13 protein-coding genes are annotated in these 15578 nt (G+C 39.8%); 7 read left to right on the forward strand and 6 right to left on the reverse strand.

The features are described 5' to 3' along the window. Window positions 1-53 precede the first annotated feature (53 nt). From J1N10_RS00780 to J1N10_RS00795, 4 genes are all read right to left on the reverse strand, one after another. Window positions 54-557 carry a cupin domain-containing protein gene (locus tag J1N10_RS00780; protein ID WP_262324765.1) on the reverse strand — a complete coding sequence of 168 codons (504 nt, stop codon included), beginning with the start codon at window positions 555-557 and terminating at the stop codon, window positions 54-56. A gap of 185 nt (window positions 558-742) precedes the next feature. Then, window positions 743-1423 carry an SGNH/GDSL hydrolase family protein gene (locus tag J1N10_RS00785; RefSeq protein ID WP_262324766.1) on the reverse strand — a complete coding sequence of 227 codons (681 nt, stop codon included), beginning with the start codon at window positions 1421-1423 and terminating at the stop codon, window positions 743-745. 212 nt (window positions 1424-1635) lie between these two features. Next, a complete protein-coding gene (locus tag J1N10_RS00790) occupies window positions 1636-2046 on the reverse strand; it encodes a DUF4348 domain-containing protein (RefSeq protein ID WP_262324767.1) in 411 nt (136 codons plus the stop codon). 100 nt (window positions 2047-2146) lie between these two features. Next, window positions 2147-2977 (reverse strand): hypothetical protein, encoded by an 831-nt coding sequence (locus tag J1N10_RS00795; protein ID WP_262324768.1) that lies wholly within the window; start codon window positions 2975-2977, stop codon window positions 2147-2149. A 438-nt stretch (window positions 2978-3415) separates the two neighbouring features. Here J1N10_RS00795 and J1N10_RS00800 point away from each other — a divergent pair, with 438 nt between their 5' ends. From J1N10_RS00800 to J1N10_RS00810, 3 genes are all read left to right on the forward strand, one after another. Next, window positions 3416-4153 (forward strand): polyprenol monophosphomannose synthase, encoded by a 738-nt coding sequence (locus tag J1N10_RS00800; protein ID WP_262324769.1) that lies wholly within the window; start codon window positions 3416-3418, stop codon window positions 4151-4153. Between the two features lie 313 nt (window positions 4154-4466). Further along, window positions 4467-5804 carry a dihydroorotase gene (locus tag J1N10_RS00805; protein WP_262324770.1) on the forward strand — a complete coding sequence of 446 codons (1338 nt, stop codon included), beginning with the start codon at window positions 4467-4469 and terminating at the stop codon, window positions 5802-5804. A 32-nt stretch (window positions 5805-5836) separates the two neighbouring features. Continuing rightward, entirely contained in the window at window positions 5837-6346 is a 510-nt protein-coding gene (locus J1N10_RS00810) for a hypothetical protein (RefSeq protein ID WP_262324771.1), read from the forward strand. A 106-nt stretch (window positions 6347-6452) separates the two neighbouring features. On the opposite strand, the gene J1N10_RS00815 is transcribed toward J1N10_RS00810, so the two are convergent. Further along, complete coding sequence (locus J1N10_RS00815; RefSeq protein ID WP_262324772.1) at window positions 6453-7712, reverse strand: aspartate kinase; 1260 nt, start codon at window positions 7710-7712, stop codon at window positions 6453-6455. A 162-nt stretch (window positions 7713-7874) separates the two neighbouring features. Between J1N10_RS00815 and fbp the strand changes: the two genes are divergently transcribed. Together fbp and mfd are read left to right on the forward strand one after the other, a co-directional pair. Further along, window positions 7875-8900 carry a class 1 fructose-bisphosphatase gene (fbp, locus tag J1N10_RS00820; RefSeq protein ID WP_262324773.1) on the forward strand — a complete coding sequence of 342 codons (1026 nt, stop codon included), beginning with the start codon at window positions 7875-7877 and terminating at the stop codon, window positions 8898-8900. A gap of 117 nt (window positions 8901-9017) precedes the next feature. Then, window positions 9018-12374 carry a transcription-repair coupling factor gene (mfd, locus tag J1N10_RS00825; protein ID WP_262324774.1) on the forward strand — a complete coding sequence of 1119 codons (3357 nt, stop codon included), beginning with the start codon at window positions 9018-9020 and terminating at the stop codon, window positions 12372-12374. A gap of 5 nt (window positions 12375-12379) precedes the next feature. Here mfd and J1N10_RS00830 read toward each other — a convergent pair whose 3' ends face one another. Beyond that, window positions 12380-13411: a response regulator gene (locus J1N10_RS00830; protein ID WP_262324775.1), complete on the reverse strand. Its 1032-nt coding sequence runs from the start codon at window positions 13409-13411 to the stop codon at window positions 12380-12382. A 97-nt stretch (window positions 13412-13508) separates the two neighbouring features. Between J1N10_RS00830 and J1N10_RS00835 the strand changes: the two genes are divergently transcribed. Then, entirely contained in the window at window positions 13509-14243 is a 735-nt protein-coding gene (locus tag J1N10_RS00835; protein ID WP_262324776.1) for a type III pantothenate kinase, read from the forward strand. After that, window positions 14227-15570: a hypothetical protein gene (locus J1N10_RS00840; protein WP_262324777.1), complete on the forward strand. Its 1344-nt coding sequence runs from the start codon at window positions 14227-14229 to the stop codon at window positions 15568-15570. The genes J1N10_RS00835 and J1N10_RS00840 overlap by 17 nt, the downstream gene beginning before the upstream one ends. Window positions 15571-15578 lie beyond the last annotated feature (8 nt).

A 15578-nucleotide genomic window follows, 5' to 3' on the forward strand; every position in this document is an offset into this window, starting at 1 on the left:
CAAGGATGGCATCTTTACCTGTATGGCTTAAATAAAGATACCATCCTTTTAACCTAATCGTGTGTCAAGTGACTAATTTCTTTTTCTAGATGAGGGAAAAGCTCTATTAATTCATTGCGTGGCTTCAGCTCAAAATCGTCGAAGCTAAAACCTGGTGAAACGGTACAACCAACTAACGAATAGGCCTCATCAGCCACCACCTCGGCACCAAACCAACAGCCACCCGGTACTACAAACTGTGGTATTTCACCATTAATGATATCCCAACCAATCCGGTGCTTTATATACAGTCCTTCGGGCGTAATTATATGCAGTAAAAGTGGAGAACCATCATAAAAGTGCCAGATTTCGTCCTGCTTAATGCGGTGAAAAGCAGAAAAATTATTGGAAGTAAGCAAAAAGTAAATGCAGGTGGAGTAGCTACGACTGCCTTTATAATCACTGCTTAAACTGTCGGCTTTAATCTCACCAACACTTCGGTAGGTCTCTTTAAAATAACCCCCTTCTGGATGTGGGCTTAGGTCAAGTTTTTTTATGATGGTGTCAATCTTGTTCATATCTGCTATTGATGAATAAACGTTTTGTATACATGCAAAAGTAAGGATTAATACCCCCTAATTATTTACAGAAACAGCTGAGGTTTAAGACTATCACTTAACTCCCCCCCTTACCAAAGGAGCGTAAAGATCTGAATATAGCAAATAATGCATTAGCCATTAACACTCCGAATAAAGGTATGGCATTAGTTATCTGCCAATACTTGTTCAATTGCTTCAGTGCATAGCTCCATCATAACCTCATAGCCAGCTTTATTGGGGTGGACACCATCTTCAGAATATTCTTTTTTCATTCCTTGACGGCTATCTACCATTGATGAATAATAGTCGAGGTAGTATAAGTCATGACTATCAGCATATGCTTTTATCATCTCATTGAGTGTTACAATCTTACTGGCTGGATTAAGTCCCGGTTTCCACGGGTAATCATAAACCGGCAAAACAGAACACAGAATAACCTTTATTCTATTGGCCTTTGCCAACTCTGCCATCGAAAAAATATTATCCGCAATCATTTCAAGCGTTGAAGGGCCCGTATTGCCTGCAATATCATTTGTACCAGCTAATATGGTCACCACAGTAGGTTTAAGCTTGATAACATCGGCTCTAAATCTCACTAACATTTGGGGTGTTGTTTGACCACTTATGCCCCTATCGACATAACCATTATCTGAAAAATAAGTAGGAAAATGATTAATCCACGCATCTGTAATGGAGTTACCCATAAATACAACCCTGTTTTCGCCAGCTTTGGGCAATCCTATTTTCAAGTTATCATCTTTGTAACGGTTGAGGTTAGCCCAATCTTGTCCATATGATGTTTGTCCAATAAGCATGCATAACAAAAGTACTAAAGTTAATTTCATATTTTTTCTATTTAATAATTCATTAATAAACACTAAACCATGCTAAAGAATTCACATGGCAGAAATCATAAGGGCTTGCTAATTTACAATTATAAACTTACTCCACTTATATAGAATCTCATAGACAATTTTTTCCTACAATTGCTATTGTGGCCGGTTGTAGGCAATAACGAAGTCTCAGAACGTTGAGCATATAAGACAAAGTACTTGTTTTAATCTCCTAGTTGTTCTTTTTTAACAAGAAACCACTTAGAATCAAGTTTCTTAAAGAAATACTTCACATTGACACCAGTTTCAACTCCTATCCATTGAAAGAGTCGCTCATCAGATTCTCGCAATTTACCTTCAAAATTATCGTATATCTGAGGCCTATAATTGTCGTTAGCATATAGATAGTCGTGCTGCCAATGTGCCTTTTCAATGCTTTTTGTAATAATTTCACCTCCTATTTCTTCAGGATTTTCCCAAGTCCTAAATTCAAGTGGAAATTTAATACGTTCTGCCTGAAATTCTTTATCAGTAGCAAATTTAAATAGGAAAGTATCAAAATTTGAATCATAATCCTGACATAATAACCAACTACATTGAATTATGGCTATTAAAAAGAGAGTGACCTTTTTCATAATTTAATTTGCTTTCTAATTTGGGTACATCCTTAAGATTCATCGTATAGTAACTAATGGCCTGCCGCATGAAGCCCTTAGGTTTGTTGGCAACCGTAATTTATTCTATTGTGTTTTTTATTTTATATCTAATCATTACCTCAATAGTAGGTATCTGATAATATGAATGATTAACTTTCATTAGTGCAGGTAATTTAGGCAATTCCACTTTTGCTGTTTTCTCAATCTCTTGTCCAATTAAAGAGTCTTCTTCTTTTGAATGTGCAAACCTCCAATCGTCAATCTTACCCAAATGATTAAAACCAATTATCAAAAGTATACCAGTTGGTTCCGAATGTTCCTCTTTCAAAGAATTGTAATCAAGATTGGTTTCTATGATATGACTAATAGTATCTTGAAGAAATTTTTCTTCTGGGTAAAGTAATGTATCATCAAATGTCAAATTATTCTTCTGGATTTCTCGTTTAACAATACCATTCCAAACATGATATTGTTTTTCTCTTTCATAAACGGAAGCATATCCCATATTGTGAAATTGTAATCTCTTCCCTCTTGGACTAATCAGTGTGCCTGTAAACCATTCTGCAAAGACCTTACTTGTGCCAAACTCCTCTATTAAATCATAACTGATTAGTTCATCATTATTATTTTTCCCTTCAATTTTAGTCAGAAATAGACTATCATTTTCTAATTTCCATGTTGCCACATATCCCCTCCAACAGGCCGTATGCAATGATTTTAATTCATTATGACTTATGGCCTTTTCATTCTTAAAATTTAAATATGCCGTTAAGGGATTTGTATATAGTTCAAATGTATCTGATTCTATGACTAAATAGTCAGGAATTTGGTGTGTTCCAAATGCATTAATTGATGACATAAATATCACAATAAACATTGCAACTTTGGTCAATCTAAGTTTAATATCCATATCGTTTTTTTATGGTTGCCAACACCACAATAACTGTACTTTTTTGTCCATATGTATGGTATCTGTCAGGCGTTTCGTCTTTTTATCATACTAATATAGATAAATAACAAGACAAAGCAAGTTGGTCAAAATCACATCTCATATAAATACAATACACCTCTTTAAAGCTGGTTCAAATTTGCAATTAGTGACAGCGACTATAAGCTATAAGCACCGATCACAAGTCGGCGTAAGCATGTTTAAAGCGAGCCAATTGCTCTCGATAAAGTTAATTCACACCACACGATCACCTGCACTTAGCCCCTGGGAGATTTAAATACCCGTTGCAAAACCCACTTAGCAAACAGTACCCGATAGTTGATTCATTAATTCGACAGTTCTTACTACCTTTAGCCCTTTATATAAACACATATCGCAACCAAGTTGGAACAAGCACATATGGAGAATACACGCAATCTCGTCATCATACCCACCTACAACGAAAAGGAAAACATCGAAGCCATTATCAATGCGGTATTAGAGTTACCCCGCCGTTTTGAGCTATTGATTATTGACGATAACTCGCCCGACGGAACGGCTTTAATCGTTAAAGGCCTGATGGAGAAGCATCCTGAACAGCTTCACATATTGGAGCGCGAAGGTAAGCTGGGGCTGGGAACGGCTTATATCACCGGTTTCAAATGGGCCGTTGAGCATGGCTATGAATATATTTTCGAGATGGATGCCGATTTCTCTCACCCGCCTAAAGATTTAATCAGTTTGCAAGACGCCTGCTTAAAGGGCGCTGATTTAGCCATTGGCTCACGCTATATTTCGGGTGTTAATGTTGTTAACTGGCCCATGGGACGCGTACTGATGTCGTACTTTGCTTCGGTGTATGTGCGCTTTGTTACCGGCATGAAAATAATGGATACCACAGCGGGCTTCAAGTGCTACACCCGAAAGGTATTAGAAACCATTGACCTGGATAATATCAAACTCAAAGGTTATTCGTTCCAGATTGAGATGAAGTTTACTACCTGGAAGTTGGGCTTTAAAATTGTGGAAGTCCCCATCATCTTTACCGACCGCACCCAGGGAACGTCTAAGATGAGTGGCGGCATTTTTAACGAGGCCGTGTGGGGTGTTATCAAAATGAAAATAGCCAGCTGGTTCAAAACATACAAAAGAGATTGAGGATGGATGATGTAAGGATGGATGATTTATGATGTGGGGATGTGAGGAATTCGGATAGATGATGTGAGATGTTCGATTTGAGATGTAAAACGCAGCTTGCCGGGCGAAGTCGAGGCACTACCAAATTAAAAACCTACTAACCTACATTCTATTGACCTATCGACCTATTGACCTAACAAATCATAATTCAGAACTTTACAAAAACCATCAACCAAACCTCAACTATCCTGTTAAACTACTAAATCCCAAACGAGAAACAGGAAACACGGAACAGAGAACCGAAAACGTATAAACTGATAAACTAATAAATACCATGTCAACGCTACTGATAAAAAATGCCACCGTTGTTAACGAAGGTACCAAAACCAACGGAAGTGTCCTTGTTGAAAATGATTTGATAAAAGCGATTATTACTAATGGCGATGTACCCAAGGCCGATAAAGAAATAGATGCTACTGGTTTATTACTATTACCCGGTGCTATCGACGATCAGGTGCATTTTCGCGAGCCGGGCTTAACACACAAAGCCAACATCGAGAGTGAATCGCGTGCAGCAGTAGCGGGTGGCATCACCTCTTTTATGGAGATGCCCAACACCAAACCTCAGGCCACAACACACCAAGTATTAGAAGAAAAGTATAAGGCAGCAGCCAAAGTATCGCCAGCCAACTATTCGTTCTACCTGGGTGCCACCAACGACAATATTGATGAGATATTAAAAACTGACCCAAAGAAAATTTGTGGTATTAAAATATTTATGGGCTCTTCAACCGGTAATATGTTGGTAGATGATGAGAAAACCCTTAGCCGTATTTTCGCCGAGAGTCCTACTCTATTGACAACCCACTGTGAGGACGAAGCCACTATTCAGGAAAACACCACTATTTATAAAAATAAGTTTGGTGAAGATATGCCATTCAAATACCACCCGGTGATTCGTTCGGCTGAGGCTTGTTACAAGTCGTCGAAGAAAGCATCGGAGCTGGCGCGTAAACATGGGGCGCGTCTGCACATCCTTCACCTGAGTTCGGCCGAAGAATTGGATTTACTGGATAAAGACCTGCCCCTTAAAGATAAAAAGGTAACGGGCGAAGTATGCGTTCATCACCTGTGGTTTACCGATGCCGACTACGACAAATATGGTTCGCGTATCAAGTGGAATCCCGCTGTTAAGAGCGAAAAAGACCGCAACGGATTGCGCAAAGGTCTTATCAACGGCAGCCTCGATGTAGTAGCTACCGACCATGCACCTCATACCATCGAAGAAAAGAACAATAAATACTTCAGTGCTCCATCGGGCGGACCATTGGTGCAGCATGCATTGGTTTCGATGCTGGAAATGGTGAAGCAGGGCATTTTTACGTATGAGTTGGTGGTTGAAAAGATGGCTCACAATCCGGCTATTCTGTTTGAAATTGAGAAACGAGGTTTTATCCGTGAGGGCTACAAAGCCGATTTGGTTCTGGTCAACCCGAACGACAGCTGGGAGGTAGCGCCCGAGAATATTTTGTATAAGTGTGGATGGTCGCCCTTTGAAGGCACCACTTTCTCACACAAGGTGGTTCATACCCTGGTTAATGGTCAATCGGCCTATGCCGATGGCAAAGTGAATACCGAAGTAAGAGGTGAGCGCTTAAGTTTTGACAGATAAAATAATTATTAACTATTAATTATCAATAATTAATGAATAGTAGAAGATACATCAAGCACATGACTTTTTTAGTTGTGTGCTTCTTTTTTGTTTTCAATGCCTGCAAACAAAAACAAGCACCTTCAACAACAGCAACACTTGAAACACCTGGCATTTGCATTGCCGATACTATAATCTATCCGGTAGTGATTATGAATCCGGATTCGTTGGATACCTGGACAGAGCAATGCCTCAGCCAACTGGAACGCCGTCAGTTTGTCGACCAAGTGTTTGATGCCATCTACAAGCACAAAGCTAAAGCCTATAGCTATTTCGACCATGAAGAGTTATCAATAGCTGACGTAAAAGCTATTGAAGAACAAGCGGATTTTAGTCGCGATAAAATAGCCAAACTACAGTTTTGGGAAACCTGGCACTTTGATGAGCATCAAGTGGTGATGACCAAGCAGGTCCATGCGATTCTTTTTGCCTATGAAATTCTGACCGAAGAAGGTGAATTGCGCGGTTATAAAGCTGCTTTTTATGTAAAAATGAAGGAATAATTCAATCCCCCTAATACTTTTACAAAAACATATTTTAAACACCTCCCCCTTCTCCAAGGGGGACAGCAAACAAAACATTTAGAGTGTAGAAATTACGGAGGATTGATTAAAACTGCCACTCCGAAGCCTTCAAGACGTAGCGCGCTGTTTTGCGGCTCACCTGTGAATCAACGACCTCTTTGCCGGCAATCACTTCATCAATGGCCGCATCGGTATAATGACGGATGGTCACCAGCTCCATATTCTCATTGTAACGCACATCAAACTGCTTTTGCAACTCTTCAATAGCTGCTTTCACATACTTGTTATCATCAGCACACACCGAAAAGTTAAGAGCCGATGTCTGCATCATATTCAAGCTCACACGATGCTTTGAGAAGATGTGGAAAATATCGCTCAGGCTTTCTTCGATGATAAAAGAAAAATCTTTCGGCGACATAGAGATAAGTACCTGGTTGCATTTCAACACATAAATTGGCAGTAACTCTCCGCTTTGCTCACTGGTTTTAATAACCGTGCCTTCATTATGAGGCTCTACAAATGATTTAACCAATAAGGGAATTTGTTTATTCTGCAACGGTTTTAAAGTCTTGGGATGAATCACCTGAGCCCCGTAATAGGTCAACTCAATAGCTTCCCAATACGATAACTCATCAATCTTAGATGCCTTAGGGTACCAACGAGGGTCGGCATTTAGCACACCAGGCACATCTTTCCATATTGCCAGATAATCAGCATCTAACACATGAGCAATAATAGCACCCGTATAATCTGAGCCTTCACGACCTAAAGTGGTGGTCAGGTTATTTTCCGTTGAAGCAATAAATCCCTGTGTAATAAATACACGTTTTTCACTTGCCACGTACGCTTCTTTCATTAACCTACTAGTCAATTCCCAATTAACATTGGCACTGCGGTATGTGTCATCAGTACGAATGTAGCGACGGATATCGAGCCATTCAGTATTTAGACCATCTGCAGCCAGGTAGGCATTAATAATGGTAGTACTTAACAACTCACCATACGGCACAATCTGGTCGTATTCAAAATCATAATTTAGTGAGGGTTCGCTCTCCAGCTTGGCTTTTAGTTGCTGTAAGAGTGTTTCAATGCAAGATGTCCCCACCTCTGTTAATCCATCGATAATTTGTACATGATAGTTTTTCAATGCCTCATATCGTTCCTCCAGCTTCGGCTTATCACCTTTCATATAGGCCTCCACAATAGCCTCCATGGCATTGGTTGTTTTACCCATAGCCGAAACAACAACAAACAATTCATCATTGCACCCCTTAACTATCTCTGCCAGATTTCTGACACCGGCAGCATCTTTAACCGATGCTCCACCAAATTTGAATACTCTCATGCTATAAAATTACATCTTCAATTGGTTTCGTAAAAACAAGCAAAACAAAAAATCACTTTCAATTTATAACTATTTCCTTTCACGCGACAACAAGTGAGCCATGTCATTGTTAACAATCAAACCATTGGGTAAACTTACAAATTATTACTAAAACCAATTTACATGACTAAATTTGAAGTAACCACCCTCAACGAATTTATACTGAAAAGCCAGATGGAACTGGACTACAAGGCAGATGGTGGATTCTCGCACATGCTACACCACGTTGGCACAGCAGCCCGAATCGTCAACCGTGAAGTAAACAAAGCTGGTCTGGTTGATATTTTAGGCGAAGCAGGCAACACCAACGTACAGGGCGAAGACCAAAAAAAACTGGACATTATTGCCAATGAGTATTTTATTGATGCCATGCACAGTTGTGGCGAAATATGTGCCATCGCTTCCGAAGAAAATGAGAGTTTTATCTTTTTTGACGATGAGATTGCAAAAAATGCCAAATACGTATTTATGATGGATCCTCTGGATGGCTCATCTAATATTGATGTTAACGTTTCAATCGGAACCATTTTCTCAATATATAAACGTGTGACACCCGAAGGTACACAAGCTACTATGGAGGACTTCTTACAAAAAGGAACCGAGCAAGTGGCTTCTGGCTACATCCTCTACGGCAGCTCAACCATGCTGGTTTACACAACAGGTAATGGTGTTAACGGCTTTACCCTGGACCCGTCGATTGGTGAGTTTTGCTTGTCACACCAAATGATTGAAACTCCCGAAGATGGCACTATCTACTCCATCAACGAGGGTAATTATAAGAAATTTCCCAAAGGTGTTAAGAAATACATTAAATACTGCCAGGAAAGGGACAAAAAAACCAGCCGTCCTTATTCGTCGCGTTACATTGGTTCGTTGGTTTCTGACTTCCACCGTAACCTGCTCAAAGGTGGCATTTTCATTTACCCCGAATTTGAAAACGCTCCAACCGGTAAATTACGTTTACTATACGAATGTAACCCTATTGCCTTTTTAGCCGAGCAGGCAGGAGGAAAAGCCACCAATGGTGAGCAACGCATTATGGAATTACAACCGACATCACTACACCAGAGAACGCCATTCTATACAGGTTCGAAAAATATGATTGAGAAGGTTGAGAACTACTTAAGAAAGTACGGCAAGGATAGTTAATCAATTATTTATATACTCGTTCTAAAGGCTTCTCAGATTGATCGGGAAGCCTTTTTATTTATTAAACACAAACACATACCTCCTATTTTTTTTACTTTTGCACGAAAACAGTAGAACGTGGAGATAAGCCAGATACTTGAGTTATTTCAGAATGACCAACGCATTAAGTCGATAGAAGAATACTTCTCAAAACCAGAAAGCCGATTTTATTTAAAAGGATTAAGCGGAAGTCTGAGGTCTGTTATTCAGGCATCTTTATTATCTCAAGGGCCGCACCTGGTGATTATGAACGATCGTGAAGAAGCGGCTTATTTATATAACGACATCTCCCAATTATGTGGCAGTAAATGCGTTTCTTTTCTACCTTCATCCTACAAACGTTCGCCCGAATATGGTCAGAAAGATTCGCAAAATGTATTGCTCCGCACCGAAGCACTAAGTCAGCTGCATAACAACAAGCAGCTTTTCGTAGTCACCTATCCCGAAGCCTTAATTGAACGCGTACTTTCAGCTGAGTCGCTCGATGAGAATCGCTTAATTATCAATAACGGTGACCAACTGGATATTTCATTTATCACGGATGTATTGAACGAATACCACTTTCAACGTGTCGATTTCGTTTTTGAGCCAGGGCAATATTCTGTTCGTGGAAGCATCATCGACGTCTATTCTTTCTCCGATGAAGATCCTTATCGCATCGATTTCTTTGGCGATGAAGTGGACAGCATCCGAAAATTTAACCTGGAAAATCAACTTTCGAAAGAAAAACTGGAGCAGGTCACCATCGTTCCTAACCTAACCGAAAACCAGGAATCACAAGAACTGACTTCCATTTCGGATTACCTGCCCAAACAATGTAAAATCTGGGTAGACAGCTTCGACTTTATCGAACAACGCATGACGGCCATTAACGAAAAAATCGCCGCGCATACCTTTGAAATTGACGAAGAAGAAGATGATGAAAAAAACTATAGTTTTCTGAGCGCTAAAGATATCTGTGACTTCAAGACTTTTTTTAAAGGATGTCAGCCATTCCCGTTAATTGCTTTTGGCAATGAATCACATCTGCCCGATGCAACGACCATTGCGTTCAACTCCGCTCCTCAACCGGTTTTTCATAAGAACTTTGAATTACTGGAAGAAAACCTGAAAGAAAAGCAGCGCGAAGAATACGATTGCTATATTCTATCAGATAACCCAAAGCAATTTGAACGCCTGCAAGCTATTTTTCACGACAGAGGCATCGAACTGAAGTATGGAGAAATCAACCATAGCCTGCACGAAGGTTTTATTGACCACGATACCCGACTTTGTTTTTATACCGACCACCAGATATTTGAGCGCTATCACAAATTCTCACTTCGCACCGAGAAAGCCAAAGCAGCACAGCAGGCCATCTCTCTGAAAGAACTTAATCGACTAAACCCTGGCGACTTTGTGGTTCATATCGACCACGGTGTTGGACGCTTTGGCGGCTTAGTAACGCAAACTGTAAACGGTAAACCGCAGGAAGCTATCCGACTGGTCTATCGCGACAATGATGTGCTGCTTGTCAATATCCATTCGCTTCACCGCATTAGTAAGTTTAAAGGTAAAGAAGGTACACCGCCTAAAATTAACAAACTTGGTACAGCAGCCTGGTCAAAGCTTAAAGAGAAAACAAAGAAAAAGGTTAAAGATATAGCCCGGGAACTGATTGCCCTATACGCCAAGCGAAAAGCAGAACCAGGCTTTACCTATTCACCCGACACCTATTTGCAAACGGAGTTGGAAGCATCTTTTTTCTTTGAGGATACGCCCGACCAAACCAAAGCAACTGCTGCTGTTAAAGATGACATGGAGAAGTCAACACCCATGGATCGCCTGGTGTGTGGCGATGTGGGTTTTGGCAAAACAGAAATTGCCATCCGTGCGGCCTTTAAAGCCATTGCCGACAATAAACAGGTGGCTGTTTTAGTACCCACCACCATTTTGGCACTTCAGCATTACCAAACATTTAGAGAGCGATTGAAAGATTTTCCGGCAAATATTGAATACGTCAGTCGCCTGCGTAAACCCAAAGATATTAAGGCAGCGCTTAAAAAATTGAAAGAAGGACAGGTTGACATACTCATTGGCACCCATCGCCTGACAGGAAAAGATGTTGAATTCAAAGACCTCGGCCTGTTAATTATTGATGAAGAGCAACGCTTTGGTGTAGCCATTAAAGAGAAACTGAAACAACTAAAAGTGAATGTGGACACATTGACTCTAACAGCAACACCTATCCCCCGCACACTACAATTCTCATTAATGGGAGCCCGCGATTTGTCTATTTTAAACACCGCACCGCCCAACCGCCACCCCATTATCACCGAATTACATGTGATGAATGAGGATATCATAAAAGAAGCCATTCTTTACGAAGTAGAGCGAGGCGGACAGGTATTCTTTATCAACAACCGTGTTCAAAACATAATGGAGGTACAGGCCATGGTGAATCGCATCTTGCCTGAGGTTAAAACAGTGGTGGCTCATGGTCAGATGGAAGGACCTAAGCTGGAAAGAATAATGCTTGACTTTATTGAAGGCGAGTACGATGTATTGATTGCCACCACCATTATTGAGTCGGGGCTGGATATTCCGAATGCCAACACCATCATTATTAACAATGCACACAACTTTGGACTGAGCGAGTTACACCAGCTACGAGGCCGCGTGGGCCGTTCCAATAAAAAGGCATTCTGCTACCTGATGACTCCTCCACTATCGACATTAACCCAGGAAGCCCGACGACGCTTGAAAATTGTGGAAGAATTCTCCGACCTGGGCAGCGGCTTTAATATTGCCATGCAGGATTTAGATATTCGTGGAGCTGGCGATGTATTGGGTGGCGAGCAAAGCGGTTTTATCTCCGACATTGGTTATGAAACTTATCAACGTATCCTCAACGAAGCTCTTCTTGAACTAAAAGAAACCGAATATAAAGAAACCTTTGAAGAGGAAAACAGCGAAACGCCAACCGTTTTTGTCACCGACTGCTTAATTGAAACAGATACGGAACTTCGCTTGCCCGACAGCTATATTGAAAATATAGCTGAACGTATGCACCTCTATCGCGAGCTGGACAACATGGAAGAAGAGGAAGCTTTGGTGACATTTGAAAACAACCTGATTGACCGCTTTGGCCCTATTCCAGAATCGGGGCAGCGCTTGTTTGAACTGGTGCGTATCCGACGAATGGCTAAAACACTAGGTATTGAAAAGATCATTTTCAAAAACAACCTCTTGTATTTCTATTTTGTATCAAATCAGGAATCGCCGTTTTATCAATCATCAATCTTCAGTGGCATCTTGATGTGGATTCAGCATAATTCTAAAAAAGCGGCCATGAAGGAAGGCAAAGAAAAGCTATACCTGATGATGCGTGACATACAGTCGATAAAAGAGGTGAAAGAGTTGGTAAGCAATATGCATGAAACAATTAATGGCTAAAGGCCTTAAAGTTTGGGCAAATAAACCAATTCATATGCTTTCCCAGAAGCATCATATATCTCATGGGCGAAAAAAGATTCCTGTTTGTCGCCATTTGTATAAAGCAGATGCTTTTTATCTATTTCATCAATTTGAAAGTATTCAGGTAGTCGATTGATACGTTGCTTAATTAAATCTGCTCCTTCAAATAGGGAATGAGAAGAAACAGTTTTAATTTTCATCTGGCTATCTGTAATAAAATAGGGCTTTTCATTAATCGTTAGATAATTCATTAACAGCTCGTTTCTCTTACGAGCATATACGGCCATACTATTATCAATCATAGTCACTTGAAGCGACTTCTTTTTATTGAATATTATGGACGAACCTGAAATCTGCGCATAGAACGACTGCCCATGCACATCGGTCATGGCTATATTGACACACTCAAAACCATGCCCATTTTTAGTAAATTCATCCAGCAATTTACCAATACGCTCTTTATCTTTTTCATCAATAAAATTCAGATATGGAGACATTAACACATCTTCCATATAATGCGTTTTAAACAAATCAAGTGCCAGGTTATTAAGGTATTGAATACGTCCATCTTGCAGAATCATCAATGGCATTGAAGCCTCACTGATAAATTGACGATAACCTCTTTCCCTTTCGCGTTGCTCCTGATCCACTTTATGTTTATAATACGCCAAATCGATGGCAATTCCCAATTCCTTTTTATTAACAGGCTTTACTAAAAATCCATAGGAATTAGATACAATAGCGCGCTTAATTACCTGACTACTGGTATCCGATGAAACATAGATGACTGGAATATCCAGTTCGCGCCTTAATTTTTCAGCCGTATGAATACCATCCAACTCCCCTTCAAGATGAATATCCATCAACACAACATCAGGCCTTAGTCGATGACTCAAGTCCACTGCATCTCTTCCATCAGCACATCTGCCAATCATTTCATGACCAAGCTCGCGCAAAAACATGGTGAAAATCGCCGAGATAAACTTATCATCTTCAACAACAAGGACTTTTCGCATAAAAAAGTAGAGTTATCCAAAACAAGCTGCAATGACATTTTGTATCTTTGCAGCTGATTTTAGGGTAAAACAAAATACGGTTTAGTTACAATTTAGCGTGAATTTAGTTATTGACAGAGGAAATACACAGGTTAAATACGGGATTTTTGACCAGTGTCAACTTATGCTTTCCGACTATTCGGATTTTCTTGATAAACAACTGATCAAACAATTAATCAATCAGTTTGAAATTAAAGGTATTATTGTTTCAACAGTTGTTTCGGACCGACACGATGAATTGATTAAAAACCTATCAATCATCAATTGCCCTATTCTTGAACTTAACGCTAATACTCCATTACCATTCAGCTCTTACTATCAATCTAAAGATACCATAGGAAAAGATCGCTTAGCAGCTGTTGCCGGTGCTATTAGTTTATACGAAAAAACAAATATGCTCGTTATTGATGCAGGCACGGCCATAACGTATGAGCTAGTTAATGATAAAAATGAGTTTATGGGGGGTAATATTTCACCTGGTATGAACATGCGCTTTAAAGCGCTCAATACGTTTACCAGCAGATTGCCATTATTGGAGAAGAACCCAGACCATGAGCTCATTGGAACTTCAACAACAGTGGCGATACAGGCAGGTGTTCAAAACGGCATGGTGTACGAAATAGAAGGGTTAATTAATGAATTATCGACTCAATATAAACACTTAAAAACAATTATAACTGGCGGCGATGCAGAATTTTTTGCGCAGAAGTTAAAAAATCCCATCTTTGTACATCCTAATTTAGTACTTATTGGACTTAACAGAATTCTCGAATACAATGCACAATATATATAAGGTTGTTGTAACTTTCTTTTTAGTAGCGATTATCGGACTTTCAGCTACAGCACAAAACAGAACATATTCGCCCTATTCCCGTTATGGCTTAGGTGAAATCCAGCAAGGTGGATTTGGTCGAAACGCTGCCATGGGTAACACTGGTATAGCACTAAGTAGTTCATTCAACCTAAATAATCTCAATCCGGCTTCATACTCTAGCATGGATTCGATTTCATTCTTTTTTGAAGGTGGTGTAACTGGTTTTGACCAAAAAATCAAAACAGATGATATGGAAGCCCATTTTTCGGATATGAACTTCTCCTATTTTGCAATTGGTTTCCCGGTTGCAAGTTGGGGATTTATGTCAATTGGGGTGAAACCTGAATCGATGGTCGGTTATGAGTTCTTCGATGACAATGAATCAACAGATATTCCAATTACCGATGGTAACTATACACGTTCTCAATACCAAGGTAGCGGTAATACCACTAAAGCATACGCAGGCTTAGCTGTAAGTCCCGTCAAGAATTTATCGCTGGGAGCACACTTTTCATATGTTTTTGGCAAAGTAAACCATTATTCCATTGCTCAATTCCCTAATGATGCCAATGCTTTTAAATTAGCTACATCAGAACAAGTATCCATTAATGATTTATACGTGGATTTTGGGGTGCAATACCGGTTGAAATTAAAAGAAAGACACAGCATGACATTTGGTGCTGTTTATCACCCAAAAACAGGTGTTAAAGGTAAATTAAAGAAATTAGTTGCTGCCGGAACAACATTTAATCAGGATGGCGTAACAATTATTAACGCAGATACTTTAAGTTTTAGTGAAACAAAATTCAATGGGAATGCGTTAGAATTGCCAGAGAAATTTGGCATTGGAGTGGCTTATAACATTGATGATTTACTAACGCTTACAGCTGATTACAGCATTGCCAAATGGAGTGAAACAGATTTTCCTAACCTGGCAACCACAACAACAGATGAGAATGCTTTTACCATTGGTGATGCGCAAACCATTGCTTTTGGTGCAGAATATATACCAAATTATAGAAGTGCAAGTTTCTACCCTAGCCGCATAAAATATCGCCTTGGTGCATCATATAAGCAAGATTATCTTGTAACACCTGCTTCGGCCGGTGGCGATCATTTGGAAGACTTTGGCATAACTTTTGGAATGGGATTACCATTAAAAAGAAGTAAAACGTCTTTCAACCTTGCATTTGAATGGGGACAAAGAGGGAGCACCAATGATGGTTTAGTAAAAGAAAACTACATGCGCTTTACGATGAACCTAACGTTACACGAATACTGGTTCAGAAAACGAAAATTTGATTAAAACTAATA

Source organism: Carboxylicivirga litoralis, from assembly GCF_025499605.1.
GTDB lineage: Bacteria > Bacteroidota > Bacteroidia > Bacteroidales > Marinilabiliaceae > Carboxylicivirga > Carboxylicivirga litoralis.